Source organism: Amycolatopsis sp. NBC_01286, assembly GCF_035982555.1.
GTDB lineage: Bacteria > Actinomycetota > Actinomycetes > Mycobacteriales > Pseudonocardiaceae > Amycolatopsis.
Map to the genome: position 1 here is coordinate 2772235 of NZ_CP108428.1, position 17913 is coordinate 2790147.

Annotated in this window: 15 protein-coding genes and 1 other RNA gene; 12 read left to right on the forward strand and 4 right to left on the reverse strand. The window is 71.7% G+C overall.

The features are described 5' to 3' along the window. Positions 1-24: 24 nt before the first annotated feature. The 3 genes from OG570_RS13530 to OG570_RS13540 form a co-directional block, all read right to left on the reverse strand. Entirely contained in the window at positions 25-681 is a 657-nt protein-coding gene (locus OG570_RS13530; protein ID WP_326945061.1) for a response regulator transcription factor, read from the reverse strand. Further along, complete coding sequence (locus OG570_RS13535; protein WP_326956721.1) at positions 678-1832, reverse strand: sensor histidine kinase; 1155 nt, start codon at positions 1830-1832, stop codon at positions 678-680. The genes OG570_RS13530 and OG570_RS13535 overlap by 4 nt, the downstream gene beginning before the upstream one ends. Positions 1833-1952: 120 nt before the next feature. Then, positions 1953-2600 (reverse strand): hypothetical protein, encoded by a 648-nt coding sequence (locus OG570_RS13540; RefSeq protein ID WP_326945059.1) that lies wholly within the window; start codon positions 2598-2600, stop codon positions 1953-1955. A 183-nt stretch (positions 2601-2783) separates the two neighbouring features. On the opposite strand from OG570_RS13540, the gene OG570_RS13545 reads away from it, so the two are divergent. The 11 genes from OG570_RS13545 to ffs all read left to right on the forward strand — a co-directional run bounded on the left by OG570_RS13545 (position 2784) and on the right by ffs (position 14785). Continuing rightward, positions 2784-3524 carry a response regulator transcription factor gene (locus OG570_RS13545; protein ID WP_371827598.1) on the forward strand — a complete coding sequence of 247 codons (741 nt, stop codon included), beginning with the start codon at positions 2784-2786 and terminating at the stop codon, positions 3522-3524. After that, positions 3502-5013 (forward strand): sensor histidine kinase, encoded by a 1512-nt coding sequence (locus OG570_RS13550; RefSeq protein WP_326956722.1) that lies wholly within the window; start codon positions 3502-3504, stop codon positions 5011-5013. The genes OG570_RS13545 and OG570_RS13550 overlap by 23 nt, the downstream gene beginning before the upstream one ends. Before the next feature lie 200 nt (positions 5014-5213). After that, complete coding sequence (locus OG570_RS13555; RefSeq protein ID WP_326956723.1) at positions 5214-7112, forward strand: glycosyltransferase family 39 protein; 1899 nt, start codon at positions 5214-5216, stop codon at positions 7110-7112. 631 nt (positions 7113-7743) lie between these two features. Further along, entirely contained in the window at positions 7744-8754 is a 1011-nt protein-coding gene (locus tag OG570_RS13560) for an ABC transporter substrate-binding protein (protein WP_326956724.1), read from the forward strand. Next, positions 8751-9689: an ABC transporter permease gene (locus OG570_RS13565; protein ID WP_326956725.1), complete on the forward strand. Its 939-nt coding sequence runs from the start codon at positions 8751-8753 to the stop codon at positions 9687-9689. The genes OG570_RS13560 and OG570_RS13565 overlap by 4 nt, the downstream gene beginning before the upstream one ends. Then, positions 9686-10474, forward strand: a complete 789-nt coding sequence (locus tag OG570_RS13570) for an ABC transporter ATP-binding protein (RefSeq protein ID WP_326956726.1) — start codon at positions 9686-9688, stop codon at positions 10472-10474. The genes OG570_RS13565 and OG570_RS13570 overlap by 4 nt, the downstream gene beginning before the upstream one ends. 26 nt (positions 10475-10500) lie before the next feature. Continuing rightward, positions 10501-13308 carry a sensor histidine kinase gene (locus OG570_RS13575; RefSeq protein ID WP_326956728.1) on the forward strand — a complete coding sequence of 936 codons (2808 nt, stop codon included), beginning with the start codon at positions 10501-10503 and terminating at the stop codon, positions 13306-13308. Further along, positions 13305-13739, forward strand: coding sequence for a roadblock/LC7 domain-containing protein (locus tag OG570_RS13580; protein ID WP_247058954.1), 435 nt, complete (start codon positions 13305-13307; stop codon positions 13737-13739). Before OG570_RS13575 ends, OG570_RS13580 begins: the two co-directional genes overlap by 4 nt. After that, positions 13739-14092, forward strand: a complete 354-nt coding sequence (locus OG570_RS13585) for a DUF742 domain-containing protein (protein WP_326951703.1) — start codon at positions 13739-13741, stop codon at positions 14090-14092. The genes OG570_RS13580 and OG570_RS13585 overlap by 1 nt, the downstream gene beginning before the upstream one ends. Next, positions 14070-14669, forward strand: coding sequence for a GTP-binding protein (locus tag OG570_RS13590; protein WP_326945052.1), 600 nt, complete (start codon positions 14070-14072; stop codon positions 14667-14669). The genes OG570_RS13585 and OG570_RS13590 overlap by 23 nt, the downstream gene beginning before the upstream one ends. A 21-nt stretch (positions 14670-14690) precedes the next feature. Next, positions 14691-14785, forward strand: an RNA gene (gene ffs / locus OG570_RS13595) — signal recognition particle sRNA small type. 629 nt (positions 14786-15414) lie between these two features. Here the strand turns inward: ffs and OG570_RS13600 are convergent. After that, the gene (locus OG570_RS13600) at positions 15415-16266 is read right to left on the reverse strand and encodes a spermidine synthase (protein WP_326956729.1); all 852 of its coding nucleotides are present in this window, start codon (positions 16264-16266) and stop codon (positions 15415-15417) included. A 92-nt stretch (positions 16267-16358) separates the two neighbouring features. On the opposite strand from OG570_RS13600, the gene OG570_RS13605 reads away from it, so the two are divergent. Further along, a complete protein-coding gene (locus OG570_RS13605; RefSeq protein WP_326956730.1) occupies positions 16359-17912 on the forward strand; it encodes an ALF repeat-containing protein in 1554 nt (517 codons plus the stop codon). Position 17913: the final 1 nt, after the last annotated feature.

Consider the following 17913-nt stretch of genomic DNA (forward strand, 5'->3'; position numbering starts at 1 on the left):
CGCGCCAGTCTCGCACGAACGACGTCAGTCGCCGGGGACGAGTTTGTGCTTGTAGGCGTAGACGACGGCGTGCACGCGGTCGGGCAGCCCGAGCTTCGAGAGCACCCGTGACACGTGGGTCTTCACCGTCTCCTCGCCGACGTGCAGCTGCCGGGCGATCTCGGCGTTGCTGCAGGCGTTGGCGAGCAGGAGCAGCACCTCCCGCTCCCGGGACGTCAGCCGGGCCACCTCGGGCGGTTCGGCGGCGGCCGGCTCGAGCACCGACGTGAACTTCGCGACCAGCCGCCGGGTCACCGACGGGTCGATCAGCGCGTCACCCCGGGCCGCCACCCGCATCGCCGCGACCAGCTCCTCCGGCGCCAGGCTCTTCAGCAGGAACCCGCTCGCCCCGGCCCGCAGCGCGCGGTAGACGTACTCGTCGGCGTCGTAGGTGGTGAGCACGAGGACGCGGGTGTCGTTGCCCGGCGCGGAGAGGATCGCCTCGGTCGCGGCGAGGCCGTCGAGGCGGGGCATCCGGACGTCGAGGACCGCGACGTCCGGGCGCAGGCGAGCCGTCTCGGCCACCGCCTCCCGGCCGTCGGACGCCTCGCCGACGCAGGTGAAGTCGGGCTGGGTGTCGAGCAGCGCGCGCATCCCGGAGCGGAACATCGCGTGGTCGTCGGCCAGCAGGACGCGGATCATGTGCTCTCCACCGGGAAGGTCGTGCGCAGCTGCCACTGCGTGCCGTTTTCGCCGTAGGCGACCTGGCCGCCGAACAGCGTGACACGCTGCCGGATCCCCGCCAGCCCGCGGTGCGCGTGCTCGCCGCGGGAGGTGCGGCCGGGTCGCAGGCCGTTGGTCACCGTGAGCACGACTTCGGTGCGGCCGTGGTTTAGTTCGACCTCGACCGGGCCCACGCCGTGGCGCAGCGCGTTGGTCAGGCCCTCCTGCGCGATCCGGTACAACGCGACGTCGAGCGAGCCGGCCAGCTCGCGTGGTTCGCCGAGCAGCGTCAGCCGGGTCGGCAGGCCGGCCGCGCGGACGGTCTCGACCAGCTCGTCGAGATTGTCCAGACCGGGCTGGGCGGCGCCGGTTTCGGCGTGCAGGAGGTCGAGCAGGCGGCGCAGGTCCGCCATCGCCGAGCGGCTCGCGGACTCGACCGCGCCGAGCGACTTGCGCACCGGCGAGTCGCCTTCGGGCAGCCCGAGCCGGGCCGCGCCGGCGTGCACGCCGATGGCGCTGACGTGGTGGGAGATGACGTCGTGCAGGTCGCGCGCGATCGTCGTGCGCTCCTCGGTGACGGCCCTGCGCACGGCCGCTTCTTCGTGCTGGCGGCGTTCGTCCGCCTCGCGCTCGAGGTCGGCGATGTAGGCGCGCCGCGCCGTCGTGTACCGGCCGACCAGCCACGGCAGCAGCGCGCTCACGCTGACGCTGACCGCCATCAGCCGCAGGTCGCTCGCGGTCCGGCCGCCGCCTTCGACGCAGCCCGCGGTGACGCCGGCGACCATCGCCAGCAGCGCGAGCACCGCCGGTTTCGGGCGCAGCCAGGCGCCCGCGCGGTACCCCGCGATCAGGACGCCCGCGTTGTTGCCGACGACGTACCCCGCGGTGGTGCTGATCAGCAGCGGCGAGGCGGCGAAGAGCAGGGCGTGCGCCAGCGACACCCAGCCCGAGTAGCGGGCCGGCCCGGCGAGCGCGGCGTTGACGGCGACGCCGCCGAGCAGCACGGCCCACGGCTGCCAGTGGCCGTTGCCGAGCGGTCCGCGCACGCTGAAGAGGACGGCGTCACAACCGACGCAGACCACCGCGACGAGCAGCGACTGCCGCCGCAGTGACCCCCTGATGTCGTACACGCCCGCAACTGTGCCCTAACCGGGCCGCCGGGGTCCGCAAAAGCCGTGAAGGCCTCCTTACCGGCTCTTACGGCCGGTAAGGAGGCCTTCACGGCTTTTCGGTGTGGTGGAGCGGGAGCGTCAGTTCGAGGGGCGGGCCGGGTAGCCGCCGCGGCGCTGGCCCGGCTGGCGCTGGCCTTGGCCCGCCAGCGCCTGGCCGAGGGACGTCGCCGTCGCGGTCTGGCCGTCGACCTTCGCCACCACCGTCACGTTGGTGTCGCCGGTCTTCACGTCGCCCGTCTTCTGCGTCGAGCCGTCGAGCGCGTACGTCTGCTTGTAGCCGTCCTTGCTGGTCAGCGTCACGGACGTGGCGCTCAGCTCGGTGACGTCGCCGGTCTGCAGCCGCTCGGTCGTGTAGCCGCCGTTCGGGTTGGCGACGACGAAGTCGCCGTGCAGCGCGTCACGCAGCGCGGCCGCGCCGCCGCCGAAGTTGCCGCCGGGCATGCCCTGGCCGCGGAACTGGCCGCCGCCGGGACCGCCCGGGCCGCCGAAGCCGCCGGGGCCGCCCTGCTGCGCGGAGTTGTCGGCGCTGCTGGTGCCCGCCCAGATCGCCGCGCCGCCACCGGCCGCGATCACCACGGCGATGCCGGCGGCGATCGCCGTCTTCTTGCCGGACCAGCCCTTCTTCGGCGCGGCCGCCGCGGGGTCGCCCCAGTTCGCCGCGGCCGGTTGGCTCGCGGGTGCCGGCTCGCCCTGGGGCGGAGTGTTCGGCGTCGGCTCGGTCGTCATCGTGTCCTCCGGTCGTACCCACACTGGTCCAGCCCAGGCTCACCGCCCTGGCTGTGTTTGAGCTGTGCGAGCCGTCAGCGGGTCCTGTGGCTCCCTTACCCAGGCGAAGGACCTCACAGGCAACGCACAGCGCGCCCACAGCGAACCCGGTGGGCGCGTGGCGAAGATGGCACTATGACCGCTATGAACACCACGTCACCCGGCCCCGGCAAGGCCGACCTGCGCCGCGCCGACGGGAGCCCCGTGCGGGTCCTCGTCGTCGACGACGAGGCGACGCTGGCCGAGCTCGTCTCGATGGCCCTGCGGATGGAGGGCTGGGAGGTGCGCAGCGCGGGCGACGGCACGGAGGCCGTCCGGATCGCGCGCGACTTCCGGCCCGACGCGGTCGTCCTGGACGTCATGCTCCCCGACTTCAGCGGCCTGGAAGTGCTGCGGCGCATGCGTTCCGAGGCCCCGCACCTGCCGGTGCTGTTCCTGACGGCGAAGGACGCGGTCGAGGACCGCATCGCCGGGCTCACCGCGGGCGGCGACGACTACGTCACCAAGCCGTTCAGCCTCGAAGAGGTCGCGCTGCGGCTGCGCGCGCTGCTGCGCCGGGCGGGCGGCGTCACCGGCGCGAGCGGGTCGACGCTGGTCGTCGGCGACCTCACCCTGGACGAGGACAGCCGCGAGGTGCACCGCGGCGGTGACCTGGTGCCGTTGACGGCAACCGAGTTCGAGCTGCTGCGCTACCTCATGCGCAACCCGAAGCGGGTGCTGTCGAAGGCCCAGATCCTGGACCGCGTGTGGAGCTACGACTTCGGCGGCCAGGCCAACATCGTCGAGCTCTACATCTCCTACCTGCGCAAGAAGATCGACGCCGACCGCGAGCCAATGATCCACACCATGCGGGGCGCCGGGTATGTCCTCAAGCCAGCGGGCTGAGCGGCGGCGGTTCGGGACGCAGCGGCCGTGGTCGTTGCGCCGGCGGCTGATCGTCCAGCTCGCCGCGTTGCTCGCGCTCGTGTGCGTCGTCGTCGGCGTGGTCACGGAGTTCGCGCTCAGCGAGTTCCTGGTGCGCCAGCAGGACGACCGGCTCGCCGCGGCCACCGACCGCGCCAAGCACGGCGGGGAACGGCCGCCCTGGACGTACGGCGACGCGCCGCCGCCGGACCCGCTGCGGGCGCTGGGCCAGGGCGAGGGCACGCTCGCCGCCGTCCAGGTCGGTTCGCGGGGCACCGGGGCCGTGCTCGACTCCAGCGTGGGCTCGCCGACCAAGCGGCGGGCGCCGTACCGGCAGCTCGACGAGGGCCAGGTGCGGACGCTGCTGGCGTTGCCCTCCGACGGGAAGCCGCACAGCATCGTCCTCAGCGGCAGCCTCGGGGCCTACCGCGTCGTCTCGACGGCGTCTCCGGCCGGCGACAAGACCGTCATCGGCCTGCCGCTGAAGGACGTCGACGAGACGCTCTGGCGGCTGGGCTTCATCCTCGGCGGCGTCGCGCTCGCCGGGATCCTGGTCGCGGGCGCGGTCGGCGCGGCGACGATCCGCCGTACGATGCTGCCGCTGGACCGGCTGGCCGCGACCGCCACGCGCGTCTCGGAACTGCCGCTGGACCGCGGCGAAGTCGCGCTGTCCGAACGCGTTCCGGAAGCCGATACCAACCCGAACACCGAGGTCGGCAAGGTCGGCTCGGCGCTGAACCGGATGCTGCAGCACATCGCGAACGCGCTGACCGCGCGGCAGGCGAGCGAAAGCCGGGTGCGCCAGTTCGTCGCGGACGCGAGCCACGAGCTGCGGACGCCGCTGGCCGCGATCCGCGGGTACGCGGAGCTGACCCGGCGCAGCGGCGAGCAGGTGCCGCCGGACATCGCGTTCGCGATGAGCCGCGTCGAGTCGGAGTCACGCCGGATGACGACGCTGGTGGAGGACCTGCTGCTGCTCGCCCGGCTGGACTCGGGCCGCGCGGTGGTGCCGGAGTGGGTCGATCTGTGCCGGCTGGTGGCCGACGCGGTCGCGGACGCGCACGTCGCGGGCCCGGACCACAAGTGGCTGATGGACGTCCCCGGCGAGCCGATCGGCGTCCTCGGCGACGCGGGTCAGCTGCACCAGGTGGTGATCAACGTGCTGGCCAACGCCCGCACGCACACCCCGGCGGGCACCACGGTGACGACCACACTGTCCACTTCGGACGGTTATGTGCGGTTGCGGGTGGCCGACGACGGCCCGGGCATCCCACCGGAGATCCTCCCGGACATCTTCGAGCGCTTCGCCCGCGGCGACAACTCACGCTCACGGGCGGCGGGCAGCACGGGCCTCGGCCTGGCGATCGTGGCGGCGGTGGCGGGTGCGCACGGCGCCCGCGTCGGCGTGCAGAGCCGGCCGGGACGCACGGAGTTCGAGATCGTCTTCGCGGCGGCCCCGGCGCCGGACTGACGACGACCACACTGCCCAGTTGTTGTCCACATCCTCCGAAATCGCTCCACAACCTCGCATCTTTCGTAGTGAAAGTGGCGCTTTGGCCCCCCGAGGTGGGGCGCGGTGGGCTGTGTTCGTCACTCGATCGGGGTGGATGCACAGCGGGTCCACAGGTTCGGCACAAGTTCACCACATGCGCCACCGAGACGGTGGGGCTCATGACGACCACCCTGTCGGCGCCCGAACTCGCCCAGCCCGCGCCCCAGGCTGCCCCGGAAGCGCGGTGGGTCAAGCCTTCGGTGGCCGCGCTGTTGCTCGGGACCGGGCTGCTCTACCTGTGGGACCTGGCGAAAACGGGCTGGGCCAACGACTTCTACGCGATGGCCGCGCAGGCCGGGACGTGGAGCTGGAAGGCGCTGTTCTTCGGCTCGCTCGACCCGGGCAACGTCGTCACGGTCGACAAACCGCCGTTCTCCCTGTGGGCCATGGGGTTGTCCGGCCGGATCTTCGGGTTCACCAGCTGGAGCCTGCTGGTGCCGAACGCGCTGGCCGGCGTCGCGTCCGTCGGCCTGCTGTACCTCGCGGTGCGCCGGCTCTCCGGACCCGGTGCGGGGCTGCTGGCCGGGGCCGCGCTCGCGCTGACGCCGGTCGCCGCGCTGATGTTCCGCTACGACAACCCGGACGCCTTCCTCGTCCTGCTGCTCGTCGCCGGCGCGTATTGCGTCGTGCGCGCGCTCGAAAAGGCGAGCACCTGGTGGCTGGTGCTCGCCGGGGTCGCGATCGGCTTCGGCTTCCTCGACAAGATGCTGCAGGCGTTCCTCGTGCTGCCCGCGTTCGTGCTGGTGTACGCCGTCGCGGCGCCGACGTCGCTCGGGCGCCGGGTCGGCCAGCTGTTCGCGGCCGCCGGTGCGGTGCTCGTCTCCGCGGGCTGGTGGGTCGCGGCCGTCGCGCTGTGGCCCGTCGCGGACCGGCCCTACATCAGCGGCTCGACCGACAACACCGTGCTGGAACTGGCTTTCGGCTACAACGGCCTCGGCCGGATCTTCGGCGAGGGCCGCGGTGGTGGCGGTGGTGGCTTCACCCCGCCGACCGGGGCGGCAGCAGGCGGCTTCGGCGGCGGCGCGTTCGGCGGCCAGACCGGGCTGACGCGGTTGTTCAGCGGCGAGTTCGGCGCCGAGGCGTCGTGGCTGCTGCCCGCCGCGCTGGTCGGCCTGGTCGCGGGGCTGTGGTTCACCCGCCGCGCGCCGCGCACCGACGGGACCCGCGCGGCCCTGCTGCTGTGGGGCGGCTGGACGGTCGTCACGGTGCTGGTGTTCAGCTACATGAGCGGCATCATCCACCCGTACTACACGGTCGCGCTGGCGCCCGGGATCGCCGGCACACTGGGGATTTCCGCGCGTGAGCTGTGGCGTGGCCGGGCCAACTTCGCCGCCCGCGCGGTGCTGGCCGTCATGCTCGCGGCGTCCGCGGTGTGGGGCTTCGTGCTGCTCGCCCGGACGCCGGAGTGGCAGCCGTGGCTGCGCTACGCGCTGCTCGTGCTGAGCGCCCTCGCCGCGTTCGCCCTGCTCTTCGGCGCGGACCGGGTCCGGCGGCTCGGCCCGGTCGTGGCCGCGGCCGGCCTGTGCGGCGCGTTGCTCGGGACGGCGTCCTTCACCTTCGCGACGGCGGCGACGGCGCACTCGGGCGGCACGCCGTCGTCCGGCCCGGCGGTCGCGAGTGGACGCGGCTTCGGCGGTTTCGGCGGCGGCCGCGGTGGGGCCGGCGGGTTCGGCGGGGGCCAGGCCGGCACCGCCGTGATCGACCTGCTGAAGGGCACGACGACGAAGTGGGCCGCGGCGCAGAGCGGCGCGATGCAGGCGGCCGGGCTGGCGCTCGACAGCGGCCGGCCGGTGCTCGCGATCGGCGGTTTCAGCGGCAGCGATCCGGCGCCGACACTGCAGCAGTTCGAGAAGTACGTCGCCGACGGCGACATCCACTACTACGTCGCGGGCGGGCGCGGCGGTTTCGGCGGGGGCCGCGGCACCTCGGGCGAAATCCAGACGTGGGTGGAGCAGAACTTCGCGTCTTCGACGGTCGGGAGCACGACGGTTTACGACTTCACAAAATCGATCGCTTGACAGAAACATTGAATGTTTCAGCCGTGTAAACAGTTGCGGAATCATTCGACGGCCTTGACGTCCGTGCGGTATTCGCGGATGCGGACACCTGTTCGAACGGGCCGCCGATCAGTGGCACATTCCGAACGACTGTTCGCTTGTCCGGCGAGGCCTCGCTGCTGATCTCGACATCCCGCGCCGACGTGTAACAACGCGGCCTTGCCGCCCGTGCGCCTGCACGGGCGGACCTCTTCAGGCGTGCGGAGATCTTGACCGGGCGGCCGACAGAAACACCCGCGTACTTGATCTTGCCGACCCGCGAAGACGCTGGTTGACCTGGTTGAGCGTCACCCTTTTGGAGGCACTGGGATGGCGTTGTGGGGATCTTGTGTCACTCGCTAGAGTCTCCGCCGGGAGAGGGACAAGGGGTGAGTGGTCCGGTGCGTGCGGCGCCGGTTTTCACTGGGTGTAGGTGCTTCTTGTCCGCGTTCTCTCGCCTTGACCCGATCAGGTGCGTCTGGAAGAGAGCAGCGATGACCGTGCGCGGTGGCGCAGCCTTGCCCGAACCATCTCCTCGTCGTCACGGCAGGTAGGCCTCGTTCCCTCTTCGGTGTCGCTCTACTCCACTTCCCCCGCCTTCTGGAGTTTCGCTGTGACTTCCCGCCCTCGTCGTCTGCTGACGGCGCTCCTGACGCTGCTGACCCTCCTCGGGGTCACCGCCCTGTCCGGCTGCAGTGACAGTTCCGCCTCCGGCGACGGCGGCAAGATCACGCTCGGGTTCAGCGCCTGGCCGGGGTGGTTCCCCTGGCAGGTGGCGCAGGAGCAGGGCCTGTTCGCCAAGAACGGCGTCAACGTCGACCTCAAGTGGTTCGACAACTACACCGACAGCATCAACGCGCTCTCCAGCGGCGCGATCGACGCCAACAGCCAGACCCTCAACGACACGCTTTCGTCGGCCTCGGGCGGCGCGAAGCTCTCGATCGTGCTGGTGAACGACAACTCGACCGGCAACGACAAGATCATCGCGCGGAACGGGATCACCGCCGTCGCCGACCTCCGGGGCAAGAAGGTCGCCGTCGAGCAGGGCACCGTCGACCACTACCTCCTGCTGCTCGCGCTGCAGGAAGCGAAACTGACCGAAAAGGACATCCAGCTGGTCAACCTGCCGACCGACGCCGCGGCCGCCGCGTTCGTCGGCGGTCAGGTCGACGCGGTGGGCGCGTTCGCGCCGTTCACCACCAAGGCCCTCGAGCTCCCGGGCAGCCGCGCGATCTCGTCGTCGACCGAGTTCCCCGGCGCCATCCCGGACCACCTGGTCACCTCGCAGAAGCTGGTCAAGGAGCACCCGAAGGACGTGCAGGCGCTCGTCAACACCTGGTTCGAGACGCTGACCTGGATCAAGAACAACAAGGACGCGGCGGTCAAGATCATGGCCGAGCGCGGCGGGGTGTCCGACGCGGACTACAAGTCCTACGACGCCGGCACCACGATCTTCACGCGCCAGCAGAACCTCGACGCGTTCACCCCGGGTGTCACCGCGCAGCACCTCGACTCCCAGGCGAACAAGATCATCGACTTCATCGTGAGCACCGGCCTCGCCCAGCAGCGGCCGTCGCTCGACGGCCTGTTCGACGACCAGTTCGTGAAGGCCGCGCCGCAGTGACCGGTCCCACCCAGCGCACCACTTCCGGCGCCTCGGCCGACGCACGCGCGGCCGAGGCACTGGAGGCCGAGCAGGGGCTCGCCGAGCGCGTCCAGGCGGGCCGGGGCCGGCCGGCCTGGACGCCGCTGCCGCGCCGGGCCGCGCCGAAACCCGCGTCGCCCCTGTTCTCCTTGCGGACGCCGATTTCGGCGTCCGCGCGGTGGACGCTGGCGGTGCTCTCGTTCGCGATCCCGTTCCTCGCCTGGGTGCTGCTCAGCGTCAGCGGCGCCGTCGACTCGACGTTCCTGCCGTCCCCGGTGGCGGTGCTCAAGGCCGGGGCCGACATGGCGGGCACCGGCGAGCTGTTCGACGACCTCTGGGCGACGACGCAGCGGGTGCTCGAAGGCTTCGGTCTCGCGGTGCTCGTCTCGGTGCCGCTCGGTTTGCTGATGGGCACGTTCACCGCGGGCCAGGCCTTCTTCGAGCCGCTGATCGGGCTGCTGCGCTACCTGCCGGCGAGCGCGTTCATCCCGCTGCTCATCATCTGGCTCGGCCTCGGCGAGCCGTCGAAGATCGCGATCCTGTTCATCGGGACGGTCTTCTTCAACACCCTGATGACCGCGGACGTCGTGCGCGCGGTGCCGAACGCGCTGCTCGACGTCTCTTACACCCTCGGCGCGCGCCGGGGCGAGGTGCTGCGCAAGATCGTCGTGCCGCACTCGCTGCCGGGCATGATCGACGCGGTCCGGGTCAACGCCGCCGCGGCGTGGAACTTCGTGGTCGTCGCCGAGCTGATCAACTCCCAGGCCGGCTTGGGTTACCGGATCGTCCGCGCGCAGCGGTTCCTGCAGACGGACAAGATCTTCGCGGTGCTCATCGTGATCGGCGTCGCCGGGCTGACCATCGACGTCGTGCTGCGCCTGGTGCGCACCCAGGTCGGGAAGTGGGCGGCATGACGCTGGAACTGCGGAACGTCGCCAAGGACTACACCGTCCGCGGCAAGGTGACGCGCGCCCTCGACGGCGTCGACCTCGAGGTGCTGCGCGGCGAGTTCGTCTGCGTCGTCGGTGCCAGCGGTTCGGGCAAGTCGACGCTGTTGTCGCTGGTGGCCGGGCTGAGCGGGCCGACCGAGGGCGAGATCCTGCTCGACGGCGTCCCGGTGACGGGCCCGGGCCCCGACCGCGGGCTGGTGTTCCAGGCCGGCGCGCTCTACCCGTGGCGCAGCGTCGAGAAGAACGTCGCGTTCGGCCTCGAGCTGCTGTCGATCGACGCGGCCGAGCGCGGCGAGCGCGTCGACTGGTACCTCGCCGAGACCGGGCTCGACGCGGTGCGCCGCTCGCTGCCGAAACAGCTTTCCGGCGGCCAGAAGCAGCGCGTCGCGATCGCGCGGGCGCTGGCCTGCGAACCGGAAGTGCTGCTGCTGGACGAACCCTTCGGCGCCTTGGACGTCCAGACCAAAGAGGACATGCAGGTGCTGATCCGCCGGATCTGGGCCGACACCGGCACCACGGTGCTGATGGTCACCCACGACGTCGAAGAAGCGGTCTTCCTGGGCGGGCGGGTCGTGGTGCTCGCCTCCGACCCGGGGCGGATCGCCGCCGACGTCGAGGTGACGCTGCCGGCCGAACGGGATCTGGCGGTGAAGCGCGAACCGCAGTTCCTCGCGCTGCGCGCCCGGATCGAGGACCTCGTCCGGGAGCAGCACCGCGGCCACGTGAACCGGGTGGCCGCGGGCGAGTGAGAACGTCGGAGGGGAAAGGTGGCGGGATGAGGCACGGCAGGTCGACCGCGAAACGGGCGGGCGGCGGGGGATTCCTCGCGCGGCTCGGCATTCGCGGCAAGCTGAACCTGCTGCTCCTGCCGCCGCTGGTCGCGGTGGTCCTGGTTTCGGTGCCGTTCGTGCTGACCCAGGTGAACAGCGCGACGGCGGCCACGCAGTCGGCGACCGTGGCGCGGCACACCCAGCAGCTCGGCGGCCTGGTCTGGCAGCTGCAGCGGGAGCGGCTGCTGACCGGCGCGTTCGTCGCGACGCCGTCGATGTCGCCGGACGAGATGACGAAGCAGCGCCGGATGGTCGACGCCGCGGTCGAGGACGTGCGGGCCTCGCTCGGCGCGGACGCGCCGGACGAGCTCTCGGCGGCGCTGACCCGGATCGGCTCGCTGAACGAGCTGCGGCAGAACGCCGAACGCCGCGGGGTCGCGCTCGACAGCGTCGCCCGCACCTACCACGCCGTGATCGGCGCGGTCATCGACTCGCTGCGGCTGGTGCCGCAGCTGACCAGTGACGCCGAGGGCACCCGGGAGCTGACCGCCCTCGAAGCGCTGCTGCGCGCGAACGAGGAGAACTCGTTGCGCGGCATGGCGTTGATCGTGACGGCGGTCGCGCCGGACGCCGGCAAGTCCATCCTGGACGACGCGACCCAGCAGGCGCCGATCTTCACCGACCGGTTCGTCCAGCAGGCCGACAACGCGTCCGACAACCAGCAGGCGTCGCTGGTCGTCAACGTCGAGCAGAGCGACGCCGGTCGCCGGATCGAAGACCTCGCCGCCCAGATCGACAACCCGCGTGACGCGGCGGCCACCGGCCAGTACGTCACCGACGTCCTCGCCGCGGCGGAAACCCAGGCGGGACAGCGGAAGCTCGTCCAGGAACGGGTCACCGGCGAGATCGCCGACGGCGCGACCGGCCGCGCCGGCGACGCGACCCGGCTGGCCTGGACCGTCGGCGTCGGTGCCGCCGCGCTGTTCCTGCTGGTCGCCTTCCTCGCCGTCGCGGTGTCCCGCTCGATCGCCCAGCCGCTGCGCCGGCTGACCACGGCGGCGACGTCGGTCGCCGACCTCGCCGGCACCGAGCTCGTCCGCGTGACCGACACCGAGGAGGCCGAGGAGCAGGTCCCGCGGCTGGCCACCATCGACGTCACCTCCGACGACGAGCTCGGCAAGCTCGCCGCGGCGTTCAACCGGGTCCAGACGACCGCCGCCGAGCTGGTCGAGCGGCAGGCGCTCACCCGGCGCAACACCAGCCTGATGTTCGCGAACGTCGCGAAGCGCACGCAGAACCTCGTCGGCCGCCAGCTCGCGCTGATCGACGAGGTCGAGCGCAACGAGCAGGACACCCGCCTGCTGGCCAGCCTCTACCGGCTCGACCACCTCTCCACCCGCCTGCGCCGCAACGCCGACAACCTGCTCGTCGTCTCCGGCACCCGCGACGAGGCCCGCATCGCCGGCCCGATCGAGCTGGCCACCGCCCTGCGGTCCGCGCTGGCCGAGATCGAGGACTACCAGCGCGTCAAGCTCGGCGTCGTCGCGGAGATCCTGCTGTCCTCGGCGCTGGGCGCCGACCTGGTGCTGGTCTTCGCCGAGCTGCTGGAGAACGCGACGTCGTTCTCGCCGCCGGGCTCGATGGTCGAGGTGGACACGATGTTCCTCACCGACGGCTCGTGCCTGGTGAGCATCGTCGACCACGGCATCGGCATGACCGCCGAGAAGATGGCGCAGGAGAACAAGCGGCTCGTCGAGCGCGAACGCCTCGAGCTCGCGCCGACCAGTGTGCTCGGCCTGTTCGTGGTCGGCCGCCTCGCGCGACGCCACGAGCTGGGCGTCGAGCTGCTCGCGACGCCGACGACCGGCGGCGTGACCGCGCGGCTGACGGTCCCGCCGTCGCTGTTCGACCACCGCACCGGGCTGCTCCCGAAGGTCGAACGCGCGCCGGCGATCCCGGCGCAGGCGGCACCCCCGGTGGCCAAGCCGAAACCCCGGCACGCCGCCCCGGCGCCGGCGCCGCGCTCGAAGTCCACTTTGGACATGTTCCGGCCCGCGGAGCCGGAGCGCCAGAAGGAACTGCCGTCGCCGGCGATCCCGGCCCTGCTCGGCACCCTCCACGCCAACGGGTTCCGCTGGTTCAACCAGCTGACGCCGGTTTGGCCGGACGACGAACCCGCCGATCCCGCTCCCGCCGTCGCCGCTCCCGCCGTCGCTTCCGACGTCGCCGAAGCGCCGAAGTCGGAGTCCCGTGGCGGCCTGCGCCGTCGCGTCCGCGGGGCGCAGCTGCCCAGCCCGGGCACGACCGCCGCGGTCGTCGACGACAAGCCGCGCCACGACCCGGAGGCCACCAGGGTCGCCATGGACGGCTTCCAGGAGGCGTTCGCCAAGGCCGCCGTGGACGTCGAGGCCGGTGCCGCGCCGGCCGATCCGCCGCCCGCGCCGCCCACCGTCGTGACCGAATCCGTCGCGGCGACCCCGCCGCTTCCGGTGCGCGTCCCCGGAACCGACCGGATCGCGCTCTCGGCCGCCGTCGCCCCGCCGCCGGTCACCGCCCCGATCTCGCGGGACGGCCTGACCCGGCGCGTGCCCGGCGCCCAGCTCGCCCCCGGCCTCCGCAAGCAGGAGGCCGCGGGCCGGCCGATCGCCCGGCCCGTCGTGAACCGCGCCAAGCGGGACCCGGCGGCCGAGCGCGCGGCGTTCGACTCGTTCGCCGCCGGCCTGGCCAAGGCGGACGAGCTTACGGCAGACACCCCGCCGCCGGGCGTGGTCGCCGGTCGTGTGATGGAACGAGAAGAAGAGAGCAGGAAATGAGCATCCCCGCACCTGGTGTCAGCGTCGAAGCCCAGAACTTCAACTGGCTGGTGAGCCGCTTCGCGCAGCACACCGCGGGCGCGATCGCCGCCATCGCGGTCTCGGCCGATGGCCTGCTGATCGCGGTGTCCTCGGAGCTCGAGCGCTCCAACGCCGACCGCCTCGCCGCGATCTCGTCCGCCATGCTCGGCCTCGCCCACGGCGTCTCCGAAAGCCACCCGCTCGGCGCGCCCGACAAGGTGATCATCGAGCTGGAGCACGGTTACCTGCTGGTCTGCACCATCAGCATCGGCTGCTCGCTCGGCGTCCTCGCCAACAAGCAGGCGAGCCTCGGCACGATCGCCTACGAGATGGCGATGTTCGCCAACCGCGCCACCGAAGTCCTCACGCCCGGGCTCATCGAGGAGCTGAAGAACAGCGTCGGCTCGTGATGGCCGACGACCCGGACATCTCGCTGCTGCGGCCGTACCTGATGACGTCGGGGCGGGCGCAGCCGGTCGACCAGAGCCTCGAGATCGAGGCGCAGGTCATGACGTCACGCCTCGGCGCGGCGTCGCACCCGAAGCTCACCTTCGAACGCCAGGAAATCGTTTCCCTCTGCCGCAGCACGGTGTCGGTCGCCGAAGTGGCCGCCCTGCTCGGCCTGCACATCGGCGTCGCGCGCGTGCTGGTGGCCGACCTCGCCGAGCAGGGCTACGTCGTCGTCCGCCGGCCGGGTAACCACAACTCGCACGACCTCGGCATGATCGAAAGGGTCATTCGTGGACTCGAAGCCATTCACTGAGCCGGCCGCCCGCCCGCCGGCGCCGGTCAAGATCGTCATCGCGGGCGGCTTCGGCGTCGGCAAGACGACGGCGGTGTCGTCGATCTCCGAGATCAAGCCCCTGACGACCGAGGCGGCGATCACGTCGGTCGCGGCGAACGTCGACCGCACGGGCCACGTCCCGGCGAAGACCACGACGACGGTCGCCCTCGACTTCGGCTGCATCACGATCGACGACGAGGTCAAGCTGTACCTGTTCGGCACGCCCGGCCAGGACCGCTTCGGCTTCATGTGGCAGGACCTGGTCCACGGCGCCCTGGGTGCGCTGGTCATCGTGGACACCCGCCGGATGGACGACTGCTACCCGGCGGTCGACTACTTCGAGAACGCCGGCCTCCCGTTCGTGGTCGCGGTCAACATGTTCGACGGCGCACTGGGCCACAACCTGGACGACATCCGCTGGGCACTGGCGGTGAGCGAGGACGTCCCGCTGATCACGTTCGACGCACGCCAGAAGCTGTCGGTGCGCGACGCGCTGCTGGCGGTCCTGCACAACACGTTCAAACGGGCCCGAGCCCAGGCTGGTGCGGGGGCCTGAGCGGGACCCGCTACACTTGACCACGGACCCCGCGCGGCGTCCACCCTGTGAACTTCCCCAGGGCCGGAAGGCAGCAAGGATAAGCAGGCTCTGACGGGTGCGCGGGGTCCCCTTCGTTTCGGCTTCCCTGCTTCGGGGCTTCGCCCCTTCGCCGGGGCCTTCACTTCGTCCTTTCACCCGGGGGCCGAGCCCCCGGACCCCCACGGTGCCTCCCTTGCGGCCTGAGCGCGCTGCCGTGGCCTTCCTGGTGACCTGCGTGCGCTTGCCGTGCCCTCTCACGACCTGCGTGCGCTGCCGGGCCCTCTCGCGACCTGCGTGCGCTGCCGTGGCCTTGCTCGTGACCTGAGTGCGCTGCCCGGGCCTTCCTTGCGACTTGGGTGCGTTGCCGGGCCGTCCTTGTGGCCCCCCGGGGACCCCACGGTGCCTCTCTTGCGGCCTGCGTGCGCTGCCGGGCCCTGCTCTTGGCCTGCGTGTGCTTGCCGGGCCTGCCTTGCTGCTTGGGTGCGCTGCCGGGCCGTCCTCGCCCCCCGGGTGCCACCCCCGGTGCCACTCTCGCGGCCTGGGAACGCTGCTGTGGCCTTCCTTGCGGCCTGCGTGCGCTGCCGGGCCCTGCGCGTGGCCTGCGTGCGCTGCCGGGCCTCTTTTGCGACCTGCGGGCGCTGCGCCCTTCTTGGGGCCTGGGTGGGGTGGCGTGGTTGTCGTGAGTGGTTAGGGCGGTTCTAACCCTACTAACCACTCACGAGGCCTAGAAGATGCCCAAGATGTCTTTTGGTGGCTTTGGGGGTGGGGGTTTGTCGTTGTCTGTTATCGGCTTTGCTTTGCCTGCCAGTTTGGTTAGTTCTGTGCCCTCTACGCATCTTGCCGGGAAGGCTGCTGAGGCTGTTCGGGCGGCCAATGCCGCTGTGGGGATTCCTGTTGCCGATGCTGCGAATACCAGGTTTCCGAAACGGCGTCCTCTCAGTACTCCTGGGTCCGCTAGCAGTACCACCTGGGGGAATACCTCTTTCAGGGTGGCCAGGAAGCGGCGGGCGAAGGGGAGGCCTGCTCCGTCTGTGATGTTGGCCAGGTAGGTGCCTGTGGGGCGGAGGATTTGCTCTATCGAGCGTACTGATTCCAGGGTTGCCAGGCCGCCTGCCAGGGTTGCCTGTTCGAATGCGTCTACCACTATCAGGTCTGCTGTGTTTTCCCTGCGGGTTGTCAGGCCTTCTCGGCCGTCCGTGATTCGGACTCTCAGGCCTGGGATTTTCAGGCCCAGCTGGGTGCGTACTACGTCTACCAGTTCCGGGTCTGCGTCGAAGACCAGCTGGCGGGAGCCCGGGCGCTTTGCCGCTATGTAGCGCGGGAGGGTGCAGGCCGCGCCGCCTATGTGCAGTGCCTCTACCGGGCCTGGTGGGAGTAGGTCCACTACGTCGCCGAAGCGGCGGACGTAGTCGAACTCCAGGTGGGTCGGGTCGTCCAGGTCCACGTACGACTGGGCCACTCCGCCCACTGACAGCAGCCATGCGTTGCCGCGGTCGGCGAAGCGCTGGAGCTCCGCTGCCCCGAACCGCACTGGGTACTGGCCCGGGATCGGTGCCGGCTTGCTCGTTCGACTCACGGAACCGGAGCCTAGCCGGGGTCGGAAACATTCTTGCTTCACCGGCGATAGGGGAGTGGAAGATCAACGATCCGAGGGGGATCACCTTGCGTGTGAACGCAGTTCTCGTCGCCGCGGCCTTGGCCGTCGGCGTACTCGCGACGCCCGCTTCGGCGGATGTCCTGCCCGATCGGGCGCAGGCCGTCTCGCTGCTGGAGACCGGCGGCCCCGGCGTGGCCCGGGGCGCCGAAACGGCGTTGCTCGGCTCGCCGGCCGACCTGCAGGCCTTCCTGGCCACCGGCCGGTACCAGGCCAAGGACGACGACGACCGGGTCCTGGTCACCCAGGTCCTGTCGACCGGCGGCCCGGTCGCCAAGCGCGCCGCCCAGCAGGCGCTCAGCGGCACCATCGACGACGTCCGCGCGTTCCTGGCCACCGGCCTGGCCCGGGCGCGGGTGGCCGACGACCGGATCGCCGTCGGCCAGGCCATGAGCACCGGCGGCCCGACCGTGAACGCGCGTGCCCAGCAGGCGCTCGACGGCACGCCCGCCGACGTCCGCGCGTTCCTCGAAACCGGCCTGCAGCAGGCCAGGGACACCGACGACCGGATCACCACGAACCAGGCGCTCGCCGCCGGCGGTCCCGAGGTGAAGGCCGCCGCGCAGACGGCCCTCGACGGCGACCCGGCCGACGTCCGGTACTTCCTGGCCCTCTGGAAGCAGGTCGCCGCGGCCGGTGACGCCGAGGTCACCGCCGTCCAGGGCCAGGTCGACGGCGCGAAGGCGGCCAAGGCCCGGCACAACGGCGTCGCGGTCCAGATCGCGGCGAACCAGGCCGCCATGCTCGCGTCGGACGCGCGGAAGGCGAACGCCGACCGGCTCGCCGCCCAGCAGAGCAAGAACCAGCAGGACGGCCAGGCCGCGGCGGGCGCCGAGGCCGCCGCGCAGCAGCAGGCCAAGGAGGCCGCGGCCCGCGCCGCGCAGGCCAAGGCCGACAACGACGAGCTGCTGGCCGACGCGGCCGACCCGGCCCTGACGGTGCCGAACGGCCGGCGCGCGTCGGTCTACCTGCTGCGCAACGGCGGGGCCGCGGTCAAGGAGGCCGCCCGTGCCGCGCTCAGCGGTTCGGACGACGACGTCGTCACCTTCGTGCACAGCGGCTTGGCCGTCGCGCAGGAGTCCGACGACCGGGTGGCCGTCGCGGCGATCGCGGCGGACCCGAAGGCCCGTCCGGGCCTGCGCCAGGCCGCTCGGGATGCGCTCGCGGGCCCGTACGCCGGCGTGGCCGCGCTGCTGCGCACCGGCGACTACCCGGGCCGCGACACCGACGACCGCGTCGAGGTCAACCAGATCCTGGCGGCCGGCGGCCCGTCGACGAAGCCGGCGGCCCAGAAGGCCCTCGACGGCACCGTCGCCGACGTCCGCGAGTTCCTGGCGCACGGCCAGTACGTCACGCACCTGATCGACCTGTCGGTGTACGCGACCCGGACGCTGTCGGAAGGGCCCGAGGTCGTCGCCGTCGCTCAGGGTGTGCTCGACGGTCCCGACTCGGCTCTGCAGGCGTACCTGGACGGCGAACTGCTCAAGGCGCGGGCGCGTGACGCCTTCACGGCGCAGCACGTCGCCAAGGTGAACGCCCTGGTCGCCGAGGCCGCTGCCCTGGCCTGAC